This is a genomic window from Phormidesmis priestleyi ULC007 (genome assembly GCF_003003695.1).
In the GTDB taxonomy this organism is placed as follows: domain Bacteria; phylum Cyanobacteriota; class Cyanobacteriia; order Leptolyngbyales; family Leptolyngbyaceae; genus Phormidesmis_A; species Phormidesmis_A priestleyi_A.
The window spans coordinates 38,315-51,860 of the sequence record NZ_PVWG01000033.1; the positions used below are offsets into that span (position 1 = coordinate 38,315).

Genomic DNA, 13,546 nt, shown 5'->3' on the forward strand with positions numbered 1-13,546 from the left:
TTCGGTTGTGAATTCGGGAAGCCCCCTAAATCCCCCACGGGTGGGGGACTTTGAGCTAAGATTCCAGTTTCAAAGTCCCCCAAAATGGGGGATTTAGGGGGCGATCCCCAAGGAATCCGAACTTGAAGCAATCTGTGTGTACACAGTAGGGCGGGAATCCGGGGGCTGATTTGCGATTTTATTCGTGTTCTACGACAAACACATTAGCGTAAAGGTTTGCGACGATTTGCTGCCCTTGTTGGGTTAGATTCAAATAGCGCAAAGCGTCTTGGATATAAGGGTGAACTCCATCCCAGAAAAACTTTGGGTAGTTTTTTCGCAAGTCGCCCGGATGGTTATAGCCCAGTGCTCTGTTGACTCCAGTCTCTTCAAACTCATAAAACAAGGCGTTGATTTTCTTCAAATAGCGCGGGTCACTCAGTTGACCAATCAGATCTGCTGCTCGCACTAATCCTGGATAGTGAATGGTGTCTCGGTGATCTTCAGCATTGGGAACCGGAAAGCGCGTCAGTTCGATGTTGCGCTTGATAATGTCGGCATCGATCAGCTTGTGTCCCCCAAATCGCTCCTCAATAAACAGTTTGCCCCGATCGACGTGATAAGGAGTCAAACCCGCATCACTAGCACCAGGCGGCAGGTCGGTCATCGTGTCGTTAACGCCTGTCGCATAGAGTCCGCCGCGATCGTCGCGACACACCCCTTTGACATAGCCAATATCATGACAGTTGAGCGAAATGATGCAGTGCAGCCAGTCTTCGCACGAAACCCCGCCATCGCGAATGTGTCTGCCGCGCAAAATCTCTTGCCCGACTAACGTCACCAAAATCGTGTGTTCGACATCGTGATAGAGGGCATCGCTATTGGCGATATTCTCTAATGCCATGCTGCCGGCCCAGCCCAAAATGTCAGCATAGCTAGTTTTTAGGTTGCCATAAGTGCGGTGATAGCCTTCTTGAAGCTGCCCGACAAAAGCATCGATAAAAATTTCGGTGGCGTTGAACATTTCAGTAGGGAGCGGTGCTTCTCAGCAGATTAGGGATTGAAGAGAGGTTAGCACGTCCACGAATTGTTTAGGGTGGGCTGCGTCACTGAGTTGCCCGATCGATCGCTTCTACGTCTTGATCCGTCAAAGTTACCTGAGCCGCCGTCACTGAGTCTGCAATGCTCTCAGGTTTGGTTGCCCCCGGAATCGGCACAACGCAGGGAGACTTTGCTAATAGCCATGCTAACACTAGGGCATAGACTGAGATTTGCTTTTCGTCAGCGAGATTGGCGATCGCTCCCACTTTACTCAATTCTTTGACCCGCCGACTGCCCCCTAATGGACTCCACGGCAAAAACGTTAAGCCTTCGGATTGGCAATATTCCAGCACCCCGTCTGATTCTGGTTGCCGATGCCAGGGGTTGTATTGATTTTGCACCGAAACGATTTCGACAACTTCGCGGGCGCGTTTAATTTGCTCAACCGAAAAGTTAGACACACCCACTAATCGAATCAGCCCTTCGGCAACCGCTTCTTTCGCCGGAGTCAACGAATCTTCGATCGAATAGTTGGGATCAGGAGAGTGATATTGCCAAAGCGCGATCGGTTCCTGTCCACCCAGCGCTGCATGGCTCTCACGAATAGTTTTTCGCAAATGCTGAGGGTTGCCGTTCTGAGTCCAGGCACCGTTGGGGCGCATCAATCCGCCTTTGGTTGCGACCAAAACTCGACTGGTGTCGCCTGAATATTGCTGAATAGCTTTGTGAATCAACCGCTCGTTGTGATGTTTGTCTGACTCGTCTTGGCAATAAGCATCTGAGGTGTCGATCAAGTTAACGCCTAGATCAAGCGCTTTGTGAATGGTGGCGATCGCTTGCGATTCTGCGGGTCTGCCGCTCAGTGACAAAGGCATCCCGCCGAGAGCGATCGGAGAGAGCCTAATTGAGGTCTGCCCCAGAGGTCTCATCGCGGGTTGTTGACTGACTCTATCTTGAGTTTCCATGAAGTTGCCTCTCTAACGCCTGACGTTCATTTCATCGGAGCATTGCGATCGGCGCTTCACGCTAAGGTTAGATTTCATCACCCGTGCTATTTCTCGACTTTGGTTTGTTGAGTTCTTTGCACTTGGCTTCGGCAGCTTGATGCGCTTCTATATAGTCCTTTCCGCCCAACATCACGTCACCATAATATTCGTAAGGAGCCTTGCCATAGATCGGCAGCGAGTCGTCTTCGGGATAGTCTTCTTGAGCGTCTTCGATCGCCCTTTTAAGCTGCTTTAGGGTGAGTCGTTGAGCCGGAAAATAAAAAAGCTGATCGGCGCGGCGATTCAGATGGGGAAAGTTTGGATCGATCAGGTGATCGCTCACCTCTAACCAACCATGCTCGATCGGCTTAAACGGAGACCCCTCATAAACCAAAAACCCCTGCACATAAATCGCGTCTTCGGTGACGAGTGCTGCTCTGTGAGCATTGTCAAAACTGGCTTTTCCTTTGCTTTTAATCTGTTTGGCAACCGCTTGAGATTGCTCAACATCCAATGGCTTATCCATCCACCACAACCACTAACCACTCTTTCAAGAGTAGTTTACTAGGCGCGATTGTTGATTGAGAAAAACGACGAATTCTTGAATCGTTGCCAGGTGAGACACGTTAAAGCGGCTGCTGATATCGACCCCAAAGCGATCGTAAAAATCATCGCAGAGCGTTGACTCCCAGTCAAACCAGCACACGAGCGGCAAACTGAGATCTTCAGTCAGGCGATCGCTCGGCAACACATAAGCAAACTTTAAGCCAGAATAAGATTCCATTTGCTGATAGACAAATTCTGCAATCTCGCTAGACACCTCTAAAGGTTGCCAAAAGGTTTGATGCCACCGTTCTAAGCGGTGATAGGGGCGATCGCGCAGAGCCAGATTGACCCGACATCTAAGTCGCAGATCAGGACTTAGATCCCCATAAGTTTTCAAACTTTGAATAGAATTAGTTAGCCTTTGCCACATGCTAAAAACACGATTAAAAATAAGGGGTCTCCTCGCCCGCTTTCAGTATTCCCACTGTGAACTTGAACTCTCTATGAGCAGAAAAACTCTTGAAACGAACGATCAAGCGGTCAATTTTGGGATCAAATTGCTTGATGGCATTGCCAACTGAGCGGTTCCATAAGCTGCCTCGGTTTGCCTCGATCGACGAACCGGAACCTTAAGATGACGTTCTCTAATCACGCTCCAAGGTTGATTAACGGCTCCTCCGCCTGCGGTGTAAACTCGCTTTAACTCGTTTGCGCCAGAGGATTGTAACAAGCGATAGCCCTCCGCTTCAATCCGTGCAATGCTCTCTAATAACCCATGTAAAAACGCACCTCGATCGTCAGGGCGTGGCTCTAACCAAGGCAGCAAATGAGGATCATTCACGGGAAAGCGATCGCCCGGTCTAAGCAGTGGGTAATAATTGAGCGGACTCTCTTGATGCACCGGGATCTGTTGACTGAGATCTGCTAATTCCGCGTCGCTAAAAAAATGCCGCAGCACAGCTCCGCCAGTGTTAGAAGCGCCACCGACGAGCCACAAGTCTCCTAATCGATGACTATAAATGCCGTAGCGACTATCTTCGACGCGAGTTTGGCTGACTAACTTCAGCACCAGCGTAGACCCTAAAGAAGTCACCGCTTCACCGGGAGTTTTAACGCCACTGGCAAGGAATGCGGCAATGCTGTCTGTAGTGCCTGCACAAACGATACAGTTGCGCGGCAATCCCACTTGATCGGCGATCGTGGAATCAATCTCTGCGATCGGTGTTCCTGGCGCAACAACGCGAGGCAGCAGATCTCGAAATGGCAGCGCCTCAATCCAATCGGGATAGCAAAGCCGCTCAACGTCATAGCCTAACTTCAAACTGTTGTGATAGTCGCTGATGCCTAATTGCCCATGTAGCAAAAATGCCAGCCAGTCGGCTTGATGCAAAAAGTAACGAACCGATGAAAAATCGGGCTGTTGACTCGACCAAATCAGCTTGGCAAAGCTAGAAGTCGCGCTTAAAACAGTGTGGTTTGGGGGAACGATCGCCCTGACTTGATCCAACACCACGATCGCACGAGCATCGTTATAGAGAATGGGTTCTGCAACGGGTTGCCCATCTGAATTGCAAAGCAGCACTGTGGATGAGGTGCCGTCAATGGCGATCGCGCAAATCTGCGATCGTAAAGGTTGAGGAATCTGTTCGATTAGACTCATCAAAGCGGTTTGCCACTCTGCCACAGATGAACAATTTGTGAACGGATAATTGGCTTGAAAGTGGATAGTTCCGCTGCGATCGAGAACTAGCGATCGTGCCCCTGATGTCCCAAAATCTAAACCTAAGTAAAGACTCATAAGCAGTTGTGCCGCTTGCCCTTCGAGTTTTGCCAGTAGTTCACAAGATCATCTGTTCCTGTTTGCGATAAGTTCAGATTGTCTCAGCCGAGTACTTTTACTGTTTAATAGTCACGCAAATATAGAAATGTTAGTATTATCCCCAGAGAAATCTTTAAGCTTGGAGCCAATTAATGTCTCAGGGACTACCAAATCCAACAGGTTCGGAAGAGCCTCAGCGAACACCTGCTCCGGTAACTGATCCGCCATCCCAATCAGCATCAAATAATGCTGAAGCTGTTCTAAAAGGAGCAACAGGGTTTGCAGCAATTCTTCATGAGGATGAGCGATTAATTGGCGGAATTCTCATTTCTATCCCGGTTGTACTCACTGCCCTTATTCCCTTCATACCAGAGAAGCAGAGATTCACTTTAGCGTGTTTGACACTCGGCTCGGTTCTGGTTATGGGGTTACTTATCTTTCTCTTAATTAAATATAGACAAAGACAAGGTAGACAGAATGTTGTGGAGAATGAGGAACTGCGTAACACAAATACTGACTTGCAAAGCTCTAAGAGTGAGCTTGAGAAGCAGTTAAGAATGCGTAGGGACGAATTGCGTGATTCAACCAAAGAGCAAAGAGCTTTCTTATTTAGGTTAAAAAGTCAAGCGAACCAAATCGCGGAACAAGTTGAGGTACTACTTCAGAGTGATAAAATCACTAATAATGAAGTTAGAGAGACCAATCGGCAAATGATCTCTCTAACTCAACAGATTCAAGATGCATTAGATACTCTTCAAAGAGTACAAGGATCGCTTTCAGATGCAGAAGATTTAGATGCAATTGATCCATCTTTCGAGCGTGAACTCATGGAACGCTTTGAGCGGAAACAGTAACCTTAAGAGCGATAGCCATTTTCTTCGCTAGATACTCATAATATACTTTTGCCCCGTCTGGCAAATTGTACTTATTCCTAAAGTGCTGCCACTCTTGATCTTGGCACAAAAAACTGAACATTTTGAAATAATATTCTAAGGAACCTTTAGCAAGAGCATCAGGGGTATTGTGAGGAAATTCAACTCCCCATGTGTCAAGTAAACATCTATCTCCGTCGTCTAAAGCTGCTGAAGATCGGGAAAGGGAAAATAGAATCACATCTCCAGCAGCTAAAGAATGGACAAGCAGTTTGCGATACTCAGCCAAATCCTTCTGAGTATCGCCAGTGCGAAAAGGCTTATGAGCTGTGTAGAATTTATGCACTAGACGACGATATTCCTTCTGTGTATCTTCGATACCATTAGACAACGCCGAGCGTATTTCTTCTAGCTCAGTCTCACAGTCTTCCTTACTATATTGAGATGGGTCAAGGCTTCTCACGGCATCTCCAATGAATTTCTTTAGGCTATCAAGTATCTCTTTTAAGGTCATTGCAAAATTCTCACTCAGTATCTTCTTTTACAAAGACAGCCGAGTTAATCAGGATAATTAACCTGTGCAAAAAGTCAGCTTTTGTAGATGCCTAGAGGGCTTTACTGTGTATTACTTCGTTTATAGTACATAAGAACTGTAAAAAAGTAAACTTTAACGGTTTGGTTACAATACTTTGGCTCCAGCAGAAATTACCTAACTGAAGCGCTTCGGACTGAAAATCTCAGTTCTGCCCCTTCAGCAAGCAAGAGGGTTATTATTTTGACTAGCAAGTAATGTTTAGGTTGACTTATGAAAGTTCACACTTTTACAGCGATCGTCTATAAAGAAGACGATATGTATGTTGCTGAATGTCCAGAAGTTGGGACGGTTGACCAGGGGGAGACAATTGAGCAAGCACTTGCAGGTTTGAAAGAAGCAACACGGCTCTATCTAGAAGAATTTCCTCTGCCTGAAACATCTCCCAGATTTGTAACTAGTATTGAAGTCAGCTATGCCTAGAATGCCGCGCATCTCAAGCAGAGAAGCAATCCGGGCACTTGAGCATTTAGGGTTCGAGCCAGTTCGTCAAACGGGCAGCCATGTTGTGATGAAGAAGGAAACCGAAGCAGGCGAAATTGGTTGCGTTGTCCCTGTGCATCGAGAATTGAAGGTTGGTACGTTGGGCGGCATTCTCAAGCAAGCACAAGTCTCAGTCGAGGAGTTCATTGAGCGTCTGTGAGGTTCAATGGTACTACGCTTAATTCTGCCCACTGGCTAATACACGCTGATCAAATCTCACCTCGACTACCTCAGCCTTGACCCTCTTTAGCCGTTGATCGAGCCAGCTTCGCAAGATTATCGCGATAAAGTTGAACCGTCTCATTGGCATCTTCGCGAACGGCAAGCGATCGCTGAATTTCACCGAGATAGAGCGGCTCAGAAACACCGGGTTCTGGATGCACATTAGTTCGCAGTCGAATCGTGAGGCGAGGTTCTCCCTGAGTCATGCGACCTGGAGAATAAAGATCGATCGCCGCCTGACGCAGTGTTGCTTCGACTTGCGGTTCGGTCACAGTTGGCGGCACCACAATCACGACTTGAGAAGAAGCCGTATCGAAAATTCTGGAGTAGTGGAGTGCGCCAGGGATGTTGGGGCGGGTGTAGATTGACAAACTTAGGGCAAAAATGCCTGCCGTCAAAACTGCCATAAATCCAGTAATGCCGACTAAACGAAAGCGAATTCCCCACTTTAAGACAAACCCCAGCACCGCTAGAATTGCCACCACGATCGTCAGAATTCCTGACCATTGGGCATCGGTTAAAAGTTGTGCAGGTTCAAACATGGAGGCAAAATTTTTGAATGAGGTGAATAGACGCGATGCAATGCCTGAGTCTCGGCTACTCGTTGCTGACAAACCCAGCGGGCTGTGGCTCGTTTGCAGATTCGAGAGCGGCTTTTAGCGTGTGCCAAGTCAGCGTCGCACATTTAATGCGAACTGGGAACTGAGACACCCCTTTCATAACATTCAGCTTGCGCTGCTCAGTCGGAAACTCGTCATTGCCTTGCATCATGCTCTGAAAGCGCTGCACCATCTCTAAAGCTTCGTCCGTGCTTTTGCCACGCAATGCTTCTGCCATTAAGTCAGCCGATGCCATCGCGATCGCGCATCCTTCACCCTCAAATTTGACATCCTCAATGTGGTCGCCCGCTTCATTGAGTCTGACGGTGAGTTCGATCGTGTCTCCGCACGAAGGATTGTGTCCTCGTTGTAGCCGATGCACGGGGTTGGTCACGCCTCGGTGTTTTGGCTTTTTATAGCGTTCTAGAATGACCTGTTGATAAAGGTCACGCAGATTTGCCAGCGTCATAGTTTAGATTGGTTACGGCTATCTTCATCCTATCAGGGTCTCAAGCGATCGAGCAGTCGAGATCACCGTCTACGATCTCCCTTGCATCGTTGGTTTCAGAATCTCTTCAACCCATTCCCGATGCAAATTTGATACCCTATTTCAATAAGTCTTGGGGGATGAAGCGTGGATATTCAAATTGGCAGAGGCAAAACTGCCCGTCGAGCATATGGAATTGACGAGATTGCGCTGGCTCCCGGACAACGCACCCTCGATCCAAAGTTGGCAGATACGCGCTGGACGATCGGCGGCATTGAGCGCGAAATTCCCATCATTGCCAGTGCGATGGATGGGGTGGTGGATGTGAAGATGGCGGTTTTGTTATCGGAATTAGGGGCAATCGGTGTTCTCAACTTAGAAGGTGTGCAAACTCGCTACGAAAACCCTGACCCCATTTTGGATGAGATCGCCGCTGTGGGTAAAGATGAGTTTGTGACGCTGATGCAGCGACTCTATTTAGAGCCGATCAAACCGGAATTGATTGAGAAGCGAGTCAAAGAAATCAAGCAACAGGGCGGCATTGCGGCAGTTAGCGCGACTCCCGCAGGAGCTATTCAGTTTGGTCAAGTTGTAGCTAAAGCCGGAGCCGATCTATTTTTTGTGCAAGCTACTGTCGTCTCAACGGCTCACCTCGCACCCGAATCGATCGCGCCGCTAGACTTAGCTCAGTTTTGTCAAGAAATGCCGATTCCAGTAATTTTGGGTAACTGTGTCACTTATGAAGTCACCTTAAATTTGATGAAAGCGGGTGCGGCTGGCGTGCTGGTAGGCATTGGCCCTGGTGCAGCATGTACGTCTCGCGGGGTTTTAGGGGTCGGAGTGCCGCAGGCAACCGCGATCGCCGACTGTGCTGCCGCTCGTGATGATTATTATCGCGAAACTGGAAATTATGTGCCAATTATCGCCGATGGTGGCTTGATCACGGGTGGAGACATCTGCAAGTGCATCGCCTGTGGAGCGGATGGCGTGATGATTGGCTCTCCCTTTGCCAGAGCGCAAGAAGCTCCCGGACGCGGCTTCCACTGGGGCATGGCAACGCCTAGCCCTGTGTTGCCTAGAGGCACTCGCATTCGAGTCGGCACCACTGGCACCCTGCAACAAATTCTGCGCGGCCCAGCTCAACTCGATGATGGCACCCACAACTTTTTAGGATCTCTGCAAACCAGCATGGGCACCTTGGGCGCAAAAGACATCAAAGAGATGCAGCAGGTCGAAGTCGTGATTGCGCCATCGTTGCTGACTGAAGGCAAAGTTTACCAAAAAGCCCAACAGTTAGGCATGGGCAAATAGAGCCTGAGTGACCGATCGTCTGAACAAATTCTTAAGAGTTTTTTCAGTCTCACACACACCCTGGTAATTCCAAATCCGTCGTCTACAATAGAAAAAGCGGAGACGCAAGTTTCCGTTCACTCCTCACACCACACTCCGCCTGAACTTCGGTTTAGGCGGTTCCTTTTTAAGAGAGCAGGTTTCAGGCTTTAGCCGATCCCCGCTCAGAACTTAACAACAAATTCGCATTGTCGAAAACGCTCACGCCTCAAGAGAAGTGCCAATTGTATCTAATTATGTCTGCACTGCGATGAGAGCCTGTCGTTTTTGCTATGGTAGAATTTCCTCAAACGAGTATAGGCAAGGATTTTCAGGCATGTCAGCAGCCGCACAAGTTACAGATTCTACGTTTGATCAAGAAGTACTTGAGAGCGAAGTTCCGGTTTTAGTCGATTTTTGGGCACCCTGGTGTGGCCCTTGCCGCATGGTGGCACCCGTCGTCGATGAAATCGCAGCTCAGTTTGAGGGCAAAGTCAAGGTGGTTAAAGTCAACACCGACGACAACCCCAGTATTGCTAGCAAGTATGGGATTCGCAGCATTCCAACGCTAATGATCTTTAAGGGAGGACAACGCGTCGATATGGTGGTGGGTGCCGTGCCCAAAACCACTCTCTCTAACACCCTCGAAAAGCATCTCTAGGCTTCGTTCTTTTCGTTACGCCCTTCGGAATTTCGTCAAGCGAACTGCCACACCAACCGTTTATGAGTTCCTGATGGCTTCCTCTTTGAGTTGGGCACACTCGAAAGAGAGGAGTAAACGGTTTTGGTGATGCACTAGCAGTATGCTGATAACGCCTCGGCTCTGATGAGGGAGGCGTTTTTTACTGTCTGTATGAATTCTCTTTGGCTAAGATCTCGCTAGAATAGATAGCCCAGCCCAGTTTAGAGGAGTGTTATGACCCCCGATCGCACCGTTCAGGCAATAGATTCGCTTCAGATCACGGTCAATGACTTGTTGCAGCAGTTGCCTAACTTGCGCCACGGGGAATTAATTGCTCAGTCGCTGGCGCTGATTGTGCGAATGGCGGGAGACGACATTGATCGGCTAGATTGGAAAATTCTCAATGCATCTTTGCAAGACATGGGGCGGGCATTTAGCACGTTTTATCCTTACCGTCACGTTCGCAAAATTGCCATTTTTGGCTCTGCTCGAATTTCACCCAACACCGAAGAATATCAGATGGCGCGGGAGTTTGCGCGCTGCGTCACGGCTCAGGGCTACATGGTAATCACTGGGGCAGGTGGCGGCATCATGCAGGCTGGAAATGAGGGAGCCGGGGCAGATCAATCCTTTGGGCTAAATATTCAGCTTCCATTCGAGCAGGGCGCGAATTCGTTTATCGAGGGCGACCCTAAACTGGTGCCGTTTAAGTATTTTTTCACGCGCAAAGTTTTCTTTCTGAGAGAAAGTGATGCCTTAGCGCTGTTTCCGGGTGGGTTTGGCACGCAAGATGAAGCGTTTGAATGCTTGACGCTGACGCAGACGGGCAAGTCGGCTCCGGTGCCGCTCGTGTTGATTGACAAGCCAGGCGGCAGCTATTGGCACGACTGGGCAGATTATGTTGACAAGCAGTTGCTGAAGCGAGGACTGATCAGTCCCGACGATCCAAGTTTGTATACGATCACAGAAAATATCGATGTCGCGTGTGATGCGATTTCTAGCTTTTATCGGGTCTATCACTCTAGCCGCTATGTAGGTGAGCAGTTGGTGATTCGGCTTAAGTCTGACTTGACGGATGAAAGTGTGGCGCTGCTGAACGATAACTTTGCCGATATTTTGGTGAAAGGGACGATCGAGCGCAGTAAAGCACTGCCTCAAGAAGCTCAAGACGAAACCTCTAAGTTGCCACGGCTGCTGCTGTATTTTAATCAGAAAGATTTGGGTCGGCTCTATCGCTTTATCGCGACCATTAACCAGTTAGGAGCGCCAACTCTCCCGCAAGAAGTTTCGGCGCACCCAGAGCGAAAATAGCGGGATCAGGAGCGGCAATTTAACAATTGAGCATTTGGATAGATTCGCTGTAATTCAGACAAACGGACTGGATTTGAGCGTCCGTAAGTGGTCAAGTTACGAACCACAGATGGCGTAGGGGCAGGCGACAAGTTCTCCTGACTCAAGTCATTAAACAGAATCACCGTTTGCAGGCGTGAGGTTTGGTAGTGTCGCTCATAGGCTTGGGCGACTTGTTGCCATTGAGTCGGCGCACAATAGCTACGATCGATTAACACCACTGAGCCGGGAGAACTGTAGGCGATCGCCCACCCGGCAACGAGAAAGAGCATCCAGCCAGCGCCTAAAATTTGCAGCAAATAGCGGTTGAGGGCAGCCATAAAAGAACTGTTATAGGTTGGTTTGAAAGAGTTCTGTGAACAGCGTTTGCAGCTTTTGAGGATCGCTTGATTTGACCGTTGCTTCTCGCAGTTGCGCGATCGCTTGCAGCTCAGTTTGATTCACTTCACCGTAGGCAATCGGATAGAAACGCACTTCGCTATGGGCTAAGACCTCTTTCACTTGGTCAAACTTAAGTCCCTGATTGGTTTCGCCATCGGAGAGCAACATCAGATAAAATCGACCGTTAGGATCGGCTTTTTTGCGTTCTAGTAAATCAGATAAACCAGAAATTATGCCGTCATACATTGCGGTGCCCCCATCGGCTCTGAGTTGGTCTGCTGCTGCTAATAGACGCTGATGTTGCAGCGAGTCAAACGGGGCAAGCGGCACGATCGCAGTGGGACGATCGCTAAATGCCGTCAGTCCTACATAGTTGCCAGGGTTAATCGATTGAGCCGCAATTCGTAAACTGCTTTTCACAGCTTGCATACGGGCACCCTCCATTGAGCCACTGGTGTCGATTACCAGGGATAGATAAACAGTCCGTCCGCCATCTTTGCGCTGTTTCCAAAAAGACTGAGCTGCTTTGAGGACTTCACCAGAGGGAAGAGGTGGGGCGGTGTTCTTTAAAGAATTGGTGGGATCAAAGCCTTGCGCGATCGCCAGTTTTTGCATCTCAGCGGACTCCGCAAAGTCTGCAAATTGCTTTAAGGCTTCTTTCTGAATGGGGCTATTCCAGGCAAAGCCGATTAACGGACTGTCGTGAGGCACCCCAAACGGCACAAAGGCGACATCCTCAAATCCAGGTAGTTTTTTGAGCGTTTGATAACTCTGATATTCGAGCGGAAAGGCTTGCAGCTTTTGACGATCGCGGATGAAGATCTCTTTCAGATCCAGCGTGGTAGTGGTCGTCACTAAAACCTGTTTCTGAAAGGCATCAAACACCGAGTTGACTTGCGGAGACTGCAATTCGGCGACGGTGAGCGGCTTGCGGTCTTGGTGATGTCCAGCGCTGCGCCAAAAGAGGCTATAGAGCAAATTGAGCGATGCCGAACTGGTGTAAGGATTGGGATAGCCGACCGTGAGCTTGCCCGATACGATCGCATCTAAAAGTCGCTCAAAGGTGACTTCTCCGCCTTTGGCAAGAGTTTGATAAGCGGTTGACTCGACGACAAACCCGGCTGAGTTGGGCACTAAACGAGGCGTGACGATCGTGCTTGACAACCCTTGCTGTTGTAGAAGCTGTAGCCACAGATGATTAGAGGGTGAAAATCCGGTTGGGCGAACGGCTTGAGCGGCTAACAGTTGAGCTGCCGTGCCCGAAGGAACGTTGCGAATGCCGACTTGGATCGTCTGCCCAGAAGGAGTAGCCACTCGCTTGGCGTTAAAGGTTTCTGCAACGCTGACGAGCCAGCGTTCATCTTGTTTTTGTCCGTTTGATTTCTCAGCCGATCCTAAAATCTCGATATAGGTAATTTTAGAATCAGTTGAAGGCTGGGCACCGTAAACGGGAAAATCTTCGAGCTTGGGTAAGGGTTCTGCAACTTTTTGGACGGTATAGCGTTGGGCAACAGCATCTGAGATCAGTGATTTTTCGACGTTGATTTTGGGCAGAAGATCGGCGTGTAAAACACGATCGGCGCTTTCAACCGAGGTAACTGATGGGATGCCGCCACACGCCCAAAGTGACGACAAGCAGATTCCACAGATAAACCACCAGCCGAACCACGTCCGCAGGTTTTTGAAACGTTTCATGAGCGTTCCTTTTGAATATAGTTTTTACTGATGATGCCAAATCGGAGATTTTCAGCCAGGGTTTTGCGATCGCAACACTGTCCGATTTGTCTCGATCACTAATCGCAAACTCAACGGCAAATTGTCTTCTAAAAGAGTGCGATCGCAGCCAGATAGCAAAATCTGATCCTGCAATTGTTGGAGTTCGTTATGAGTTTGCTCTAAGCGATCGCAGGTTGCTTGCAACTGCTGTCTCGCCAAGGGACGATAGGCAGCAGACTGCACTTGATTAACGGTTTGCAGCGCGTCTACAACTTGCTGAGTTAATGCGAGAACGGTGTGTAATGCGTCGAGCAAATCTGGAATTAACGTCGATTCTCGACTTGCAATTTGAGTGGCAAATCGTTGAGTTGCCTCCGCCCAGTTATAAGTAGCTAGGCGCAATTAAATATAAAACGCTCCAGTGAGTACTCACCCGATTGACTCCGGGATTCCATCCCCCGC

17 protein-coding genes are annotated in these 13,546 nt (G+C 48.9%); 6 read left to right on the plus strand and 11 right to left on the minus strand.

Features of this window, described 5'->3' with window-relative positions; all coding sequences use genetic code 11:
* Positions 1-178 precede the first annotated feature (178 nt).
* The 5 genes from C7B65_RS19855 to C7B65_RS19875 all read right to left on the minus strand — a co-directional run bounded on the left by C7B65_RS19855 (position 179) and on the right by C7B65_RS19875 (position 4,350).
* On the minus strand, positions 179-1,003 hold the full coding sequence (locus C7B65_RS19855) for an Npun_R2479 family HD domain-containing metalloprotein (RefSeq protein WP_073074373.1): 825 nt from the start codon (positions 1,001-1,003) through the stop codon (positions 179-181).
* Positions 1,004-1,085: 82 nt separating this feature from the next.
* A complete protein-coding gene (locus tag C7B65_RS19860; protein WP_083583132.1) occupies positions 1,086-1,985 on the minus strand; it encodes an aldo/keto reductase in 900 nt (299 codons plus the stop codon).
* A gap of 67 nt (positions 1,986-2,052) precedes the next feature.
* Positions 2,053-2,532, minus strand: a complete 480-nt coding sequence (locus tag C7B65_RS19865; RefSeq protein WP_073074372.1) for a hypothetical protein — start codon at positions 2,530-2,532, stop codon at positions 2,053-2,055.
* 24 nt (positions 2,533-2,556) lie between these two features.
* Positions 2,557-2,982, minus strand: coding sequence for a hypothetical protein (locus C7B65_RS19870; protein WP_073074371.1), 426 nt, complete (start codon positions 2,980-2,982; stop codon positions 2,557-2,559).
* 102 nt (positions 2,983-3,084) lie between these two features.
* A complete protein-coding gene (locus C7B65_RS19875) occupies positions 3,085-4,350 on the minus strand; it encodes an FGGY-family carbohydrate kinase (protein ID WP_073074370.1) in 1,266 nt (421 codons plus the stop codon).
* Between the two features lie 173 nt (positions 4,351-4,523).
* On the opposite strand from C7B65_RS19875, the gene C7B65_RS19880 reads away from it, so the two are divergent.
* The gene (locus tag C7B65_RS19880; RefSeq protein WP_106254107.1) at positions 4,524-5,225 is read left to right on the plus strand and encodes a hypothetical protein; all 702 of its coding nucleotides are present in this window, start codon (positions 4,524-4,526) and stop codon (positions 5,223-5,225) included.
* Here the strand turns inward: C7B65_RS19880 and C7B65_RS19885 are convergent.
* Positions 5,197-5,757: a hypothetical protein gene (locus tag C7B65_RS19885; RefSeq protein WP_073074367.1), complete on the minus strand. Its 561-nt coding sequence runs from the start codon at positions 5,755-5,757 to the stop codon at positions 5,197-5,199. The two genes, C7B65_RS19880 and C7B65_RS19885, sit on opposite strands and share 29 nt — an antisense overlap.
* Positions 5,758-6,048: 291 nt before the next feature.
* Here C7B65_RS19885 and C7B65_RS19890 point away from each other — a divergent pair, with 291 nt between their 5' ends.
* Together C7B65_RS19890 and C7B65_RS19895 are read left to right on the plus strand one after the other, a co-directional pair.
* Positions 6,049-6,258: a type II toxin-antitoxin system HicB family antitoxin gene (locus tag C7B65_RS19890; RefSeq protein WP_073074366.1), complete on the plus strand. Its 210-nt coding sequence runs from the start codon at positions 6,049-6,051 to the stop codon at positions 6,256-6,258.
* Positions 6,251-6,478, plus strand: a complete 228-nt coding sequence (locus C7B65_RS19895) for a type II toxin-antitoxin system HicA family toxin (RefSeq protein ID WP_073074365.1) — start codon at positions 6,251-6,253, stop codon at positions 6,476-6,478. The genes C7B65_RS19890 and C7B65_RS19895 overlap by 8 nt, the downstream gene beginning before the upstream one ends.
* A gap of 70 nt (positions 6,479-6,548) precedes the next feature.
* Here C7B65_RS19895 and C7B65_RS19900 read toward each other — a convergent pair whose 3' ends face one another.
* Both C7B65_RS19900 and sufU read right to left on the minus strand, forming a co-directional pair.
* Positions 6,549-7,082, minus strand: a complete 534-nt coding sequence (locus tag C7B65_RS19900) for a Ycf51 family protein (RefSeq protein ID WP_073074364.1) — start codon at positions 7,080-7,082, stop codon at positions 6,549-6,551.
* 55 nt (positions 7,083-7,137) lie between these two features.
* Positions 7,138-7,608, minus strand: coding sequence for a Fe-S cluster assembly sulfur transfer protein SufU (gene sufU / locus C7B65_RS19905; protein WP_073074363.1), 471 nt, complete (start codon positions 7,606-7,608; stop codon positions 7,138-7,140).
* Positions 7,609-7,773: 165 nt separating this feature from the next.
* Here sufU and C7B65_RS19910 point away from each other — a divergent pair, with 165 nt between their 5' ends.
* The 3 genes from C7B65_RS19910 to C7B65_RS19920 all read left to right on the plus strand — a co-directional run bounded on the left by C7B65_RS19910 (position 7,774) and on the right by C7B65_RS19920 (position 10,948).
* Positions 7,774-8,937 (plus strand): GuaB3 family IMP dehydrogenase-related protein, encoded by a 1,164-nt coding sequence (locus C7B65_RS19910; RefSeq protein ID WP_073074362.1) that lies wholly within the window; start codon positions 7,774-7,776, stop codon positions 8,935-8,937.
* A gap of 289 nt (positions 8,938-9,226) precedes the next feature.
* A complete protein-coding gene (trxA, locus tag C7B65_RS19915) occupies positions 9,227-9,616 on the plus strand; it encodes a thioredoxin (RefSeq protein ID WP_397428424.1) in 390 nt (129 codons plus the stop codon).
* Positions 9,617-9,871: 255 nt separating this feature from the next.
* Positions 9,872-10,948, plus strand: a complete 1,077-nt coding sequence (locus C7B65_RS19920) for an LOG family protein (protein WP_073074360.1) — start codon at positions 9,872-9,874, stop codon at positions 10,946-10,948.
* Positions 10,949-10,953: 5 nt separating this feature from the next.
* Here the strand turns inward: C7B65_RS19920 and C7B65_RS19925 are convergent, their stop codons facing one another.
* From C7B65_RS19925 to C7B65_RS19935, 3 genes are read right to left on the minus strand one after another with little or no spacing between them, the layout of a single operon-like run.
* Complete coding sequence (locus tag C7B65_RS19925) at positions 10,954-11,307, minus strand: hypothetical protein (RefSeq protein WP_073074359.1); 354 nt, start codon at positions 11,305-11,307, stop codon at positions 10,954-10,956.
* A gap of 10 nt (positions 11,308-11,317) precedes the next feature.
* The gene (locus C7B65_RS19930; RefSeq protein WP_073074358.1) at positions 11,318-13,063 is read right to left on the minus strand and encodes a vWA domain-containing protein; all 1,746 of its coding nucleotides are present in this window, start codon (positions 13,061-13,063) and stop codon (positions 11,318-11,320) included.
* 51 nt (positions 13,064-13,114) lie between these two features.
* Positions 13,115-13,486, minus strand: coding sequence for a hypothetical protein (locus tag C7B65_RS19935; protein WP_073074357.1), 372 nt, complete (start codon positions 13,484-13,486; stop codon positions 13,115-13,117).
* Positions 13,487-13,546: the final 60 nt, after the last annotated feature.

Bases quoted from the DNA above. Each gene is read 5' to 3' on its own strand.
- C7B65_RS19855 (WP_073074373.1), bottom strand. From the start codon at position 1,003: ATGTTCAACGCCACCGAAATTTTTATCGATGCTTTTGTCGGGCAGCTT.
- C7B65_RS19860 (WP_083583132.1), bottom strand. From the start codon at position 1,985: ATGGAAACTCAAGATAGAGTCAGTCAACAACCCGCGATGAGACCTCTG.
- C7B65_RS19865 (WP_073074372.1), bottom strand. From the start codon at position 2,532: ATGGATAAGCCATTGGATGTTGAGCAATCTCAAGCGGTTGCCAAACAG.
- C7B65_RS19870 (WP_073074371.1), bottom strand. From the start codon at position 2,982: ATGTGGCAAAGGCTAACTAATTCTATTCAAAGTTTGAAAACTTATGGG.
- C7B65_RS19875 (WP_073074370.1), bottom strand. From the start codon at position 4,350: ATGAGTCTTTACTTAGGTTTAGATTTTGGGACATCAGGGGCACGATCG.
- C7B65_RS19880 (WP_106254107.1), top strand. From the start codon at position 4,524: ATGTCTCAGGGACTACCAAATCCAACAGGTTCGGAAGAGCCTCAGCGA.
- C7B65_RS19885 (WP_073074367.1), bottom strand. From the start codon at position 5,757: ATGACCTTAAAAGAGATACTTGATAGCCTAAAGAAATTCATTGGAGAT.
- C7B65_RS19890 (WP_073074366.1), top strand. From the start codon at position 6,049: ATGAAAGTTCACACTTTTACAGCGATCGTCTATAAAGAAGACGATATG.
- C7B65_RS19895 (WP_073074365.1), top strand. From the start codon at position 6,251: ATGCCTAGAATGCCGCGCATCTCAAGCAGAGAAGCAATCCGGGCACTT.
- C7B65_RS19900 (WP_073074364.1), bottom strand. From the start codon at position 7,082: ATGTTTGAACCTGCACAACTTTTAACCGATGCCCAATGGTCAGGAATT.
- sufU (WP_073074363.1), bottom strand. From the start codon at position 7,608: ATGACGCTGGCAAATCTGCGTGACCTTTATCAACAGGTCATTCTAGAA.
- trxA (WP_397428424.1), top strand. From the start codon at position 9,227: ATGAGAGCCTGTCGTTTTTGCTATGGTAGAATTTCCTCAAACGAGTAT.
- C7B65_RS19920 (WP_073074360.1), top strand. From the start codon at position 9,872: ATGACCCCCGATCGCACCGTTCAGGCAATAGATTCGCTTCAGATCACG.
- C7B65_RS19925 (WP_073074359.1), bottom strand. From the start codon at position 11,307: ATGGCTGCCCTCAACCGCTATTTGCTGCAAATTTTAGGCGCTGGCTGG.
- C7B65_RS19930 (WP_073074358.1), bottom strand. From the start codon at position 13,063: ATGAAACGTTTCAAAAACCTGCGGACGTGGTTCGGCTGGTGGTTTATC.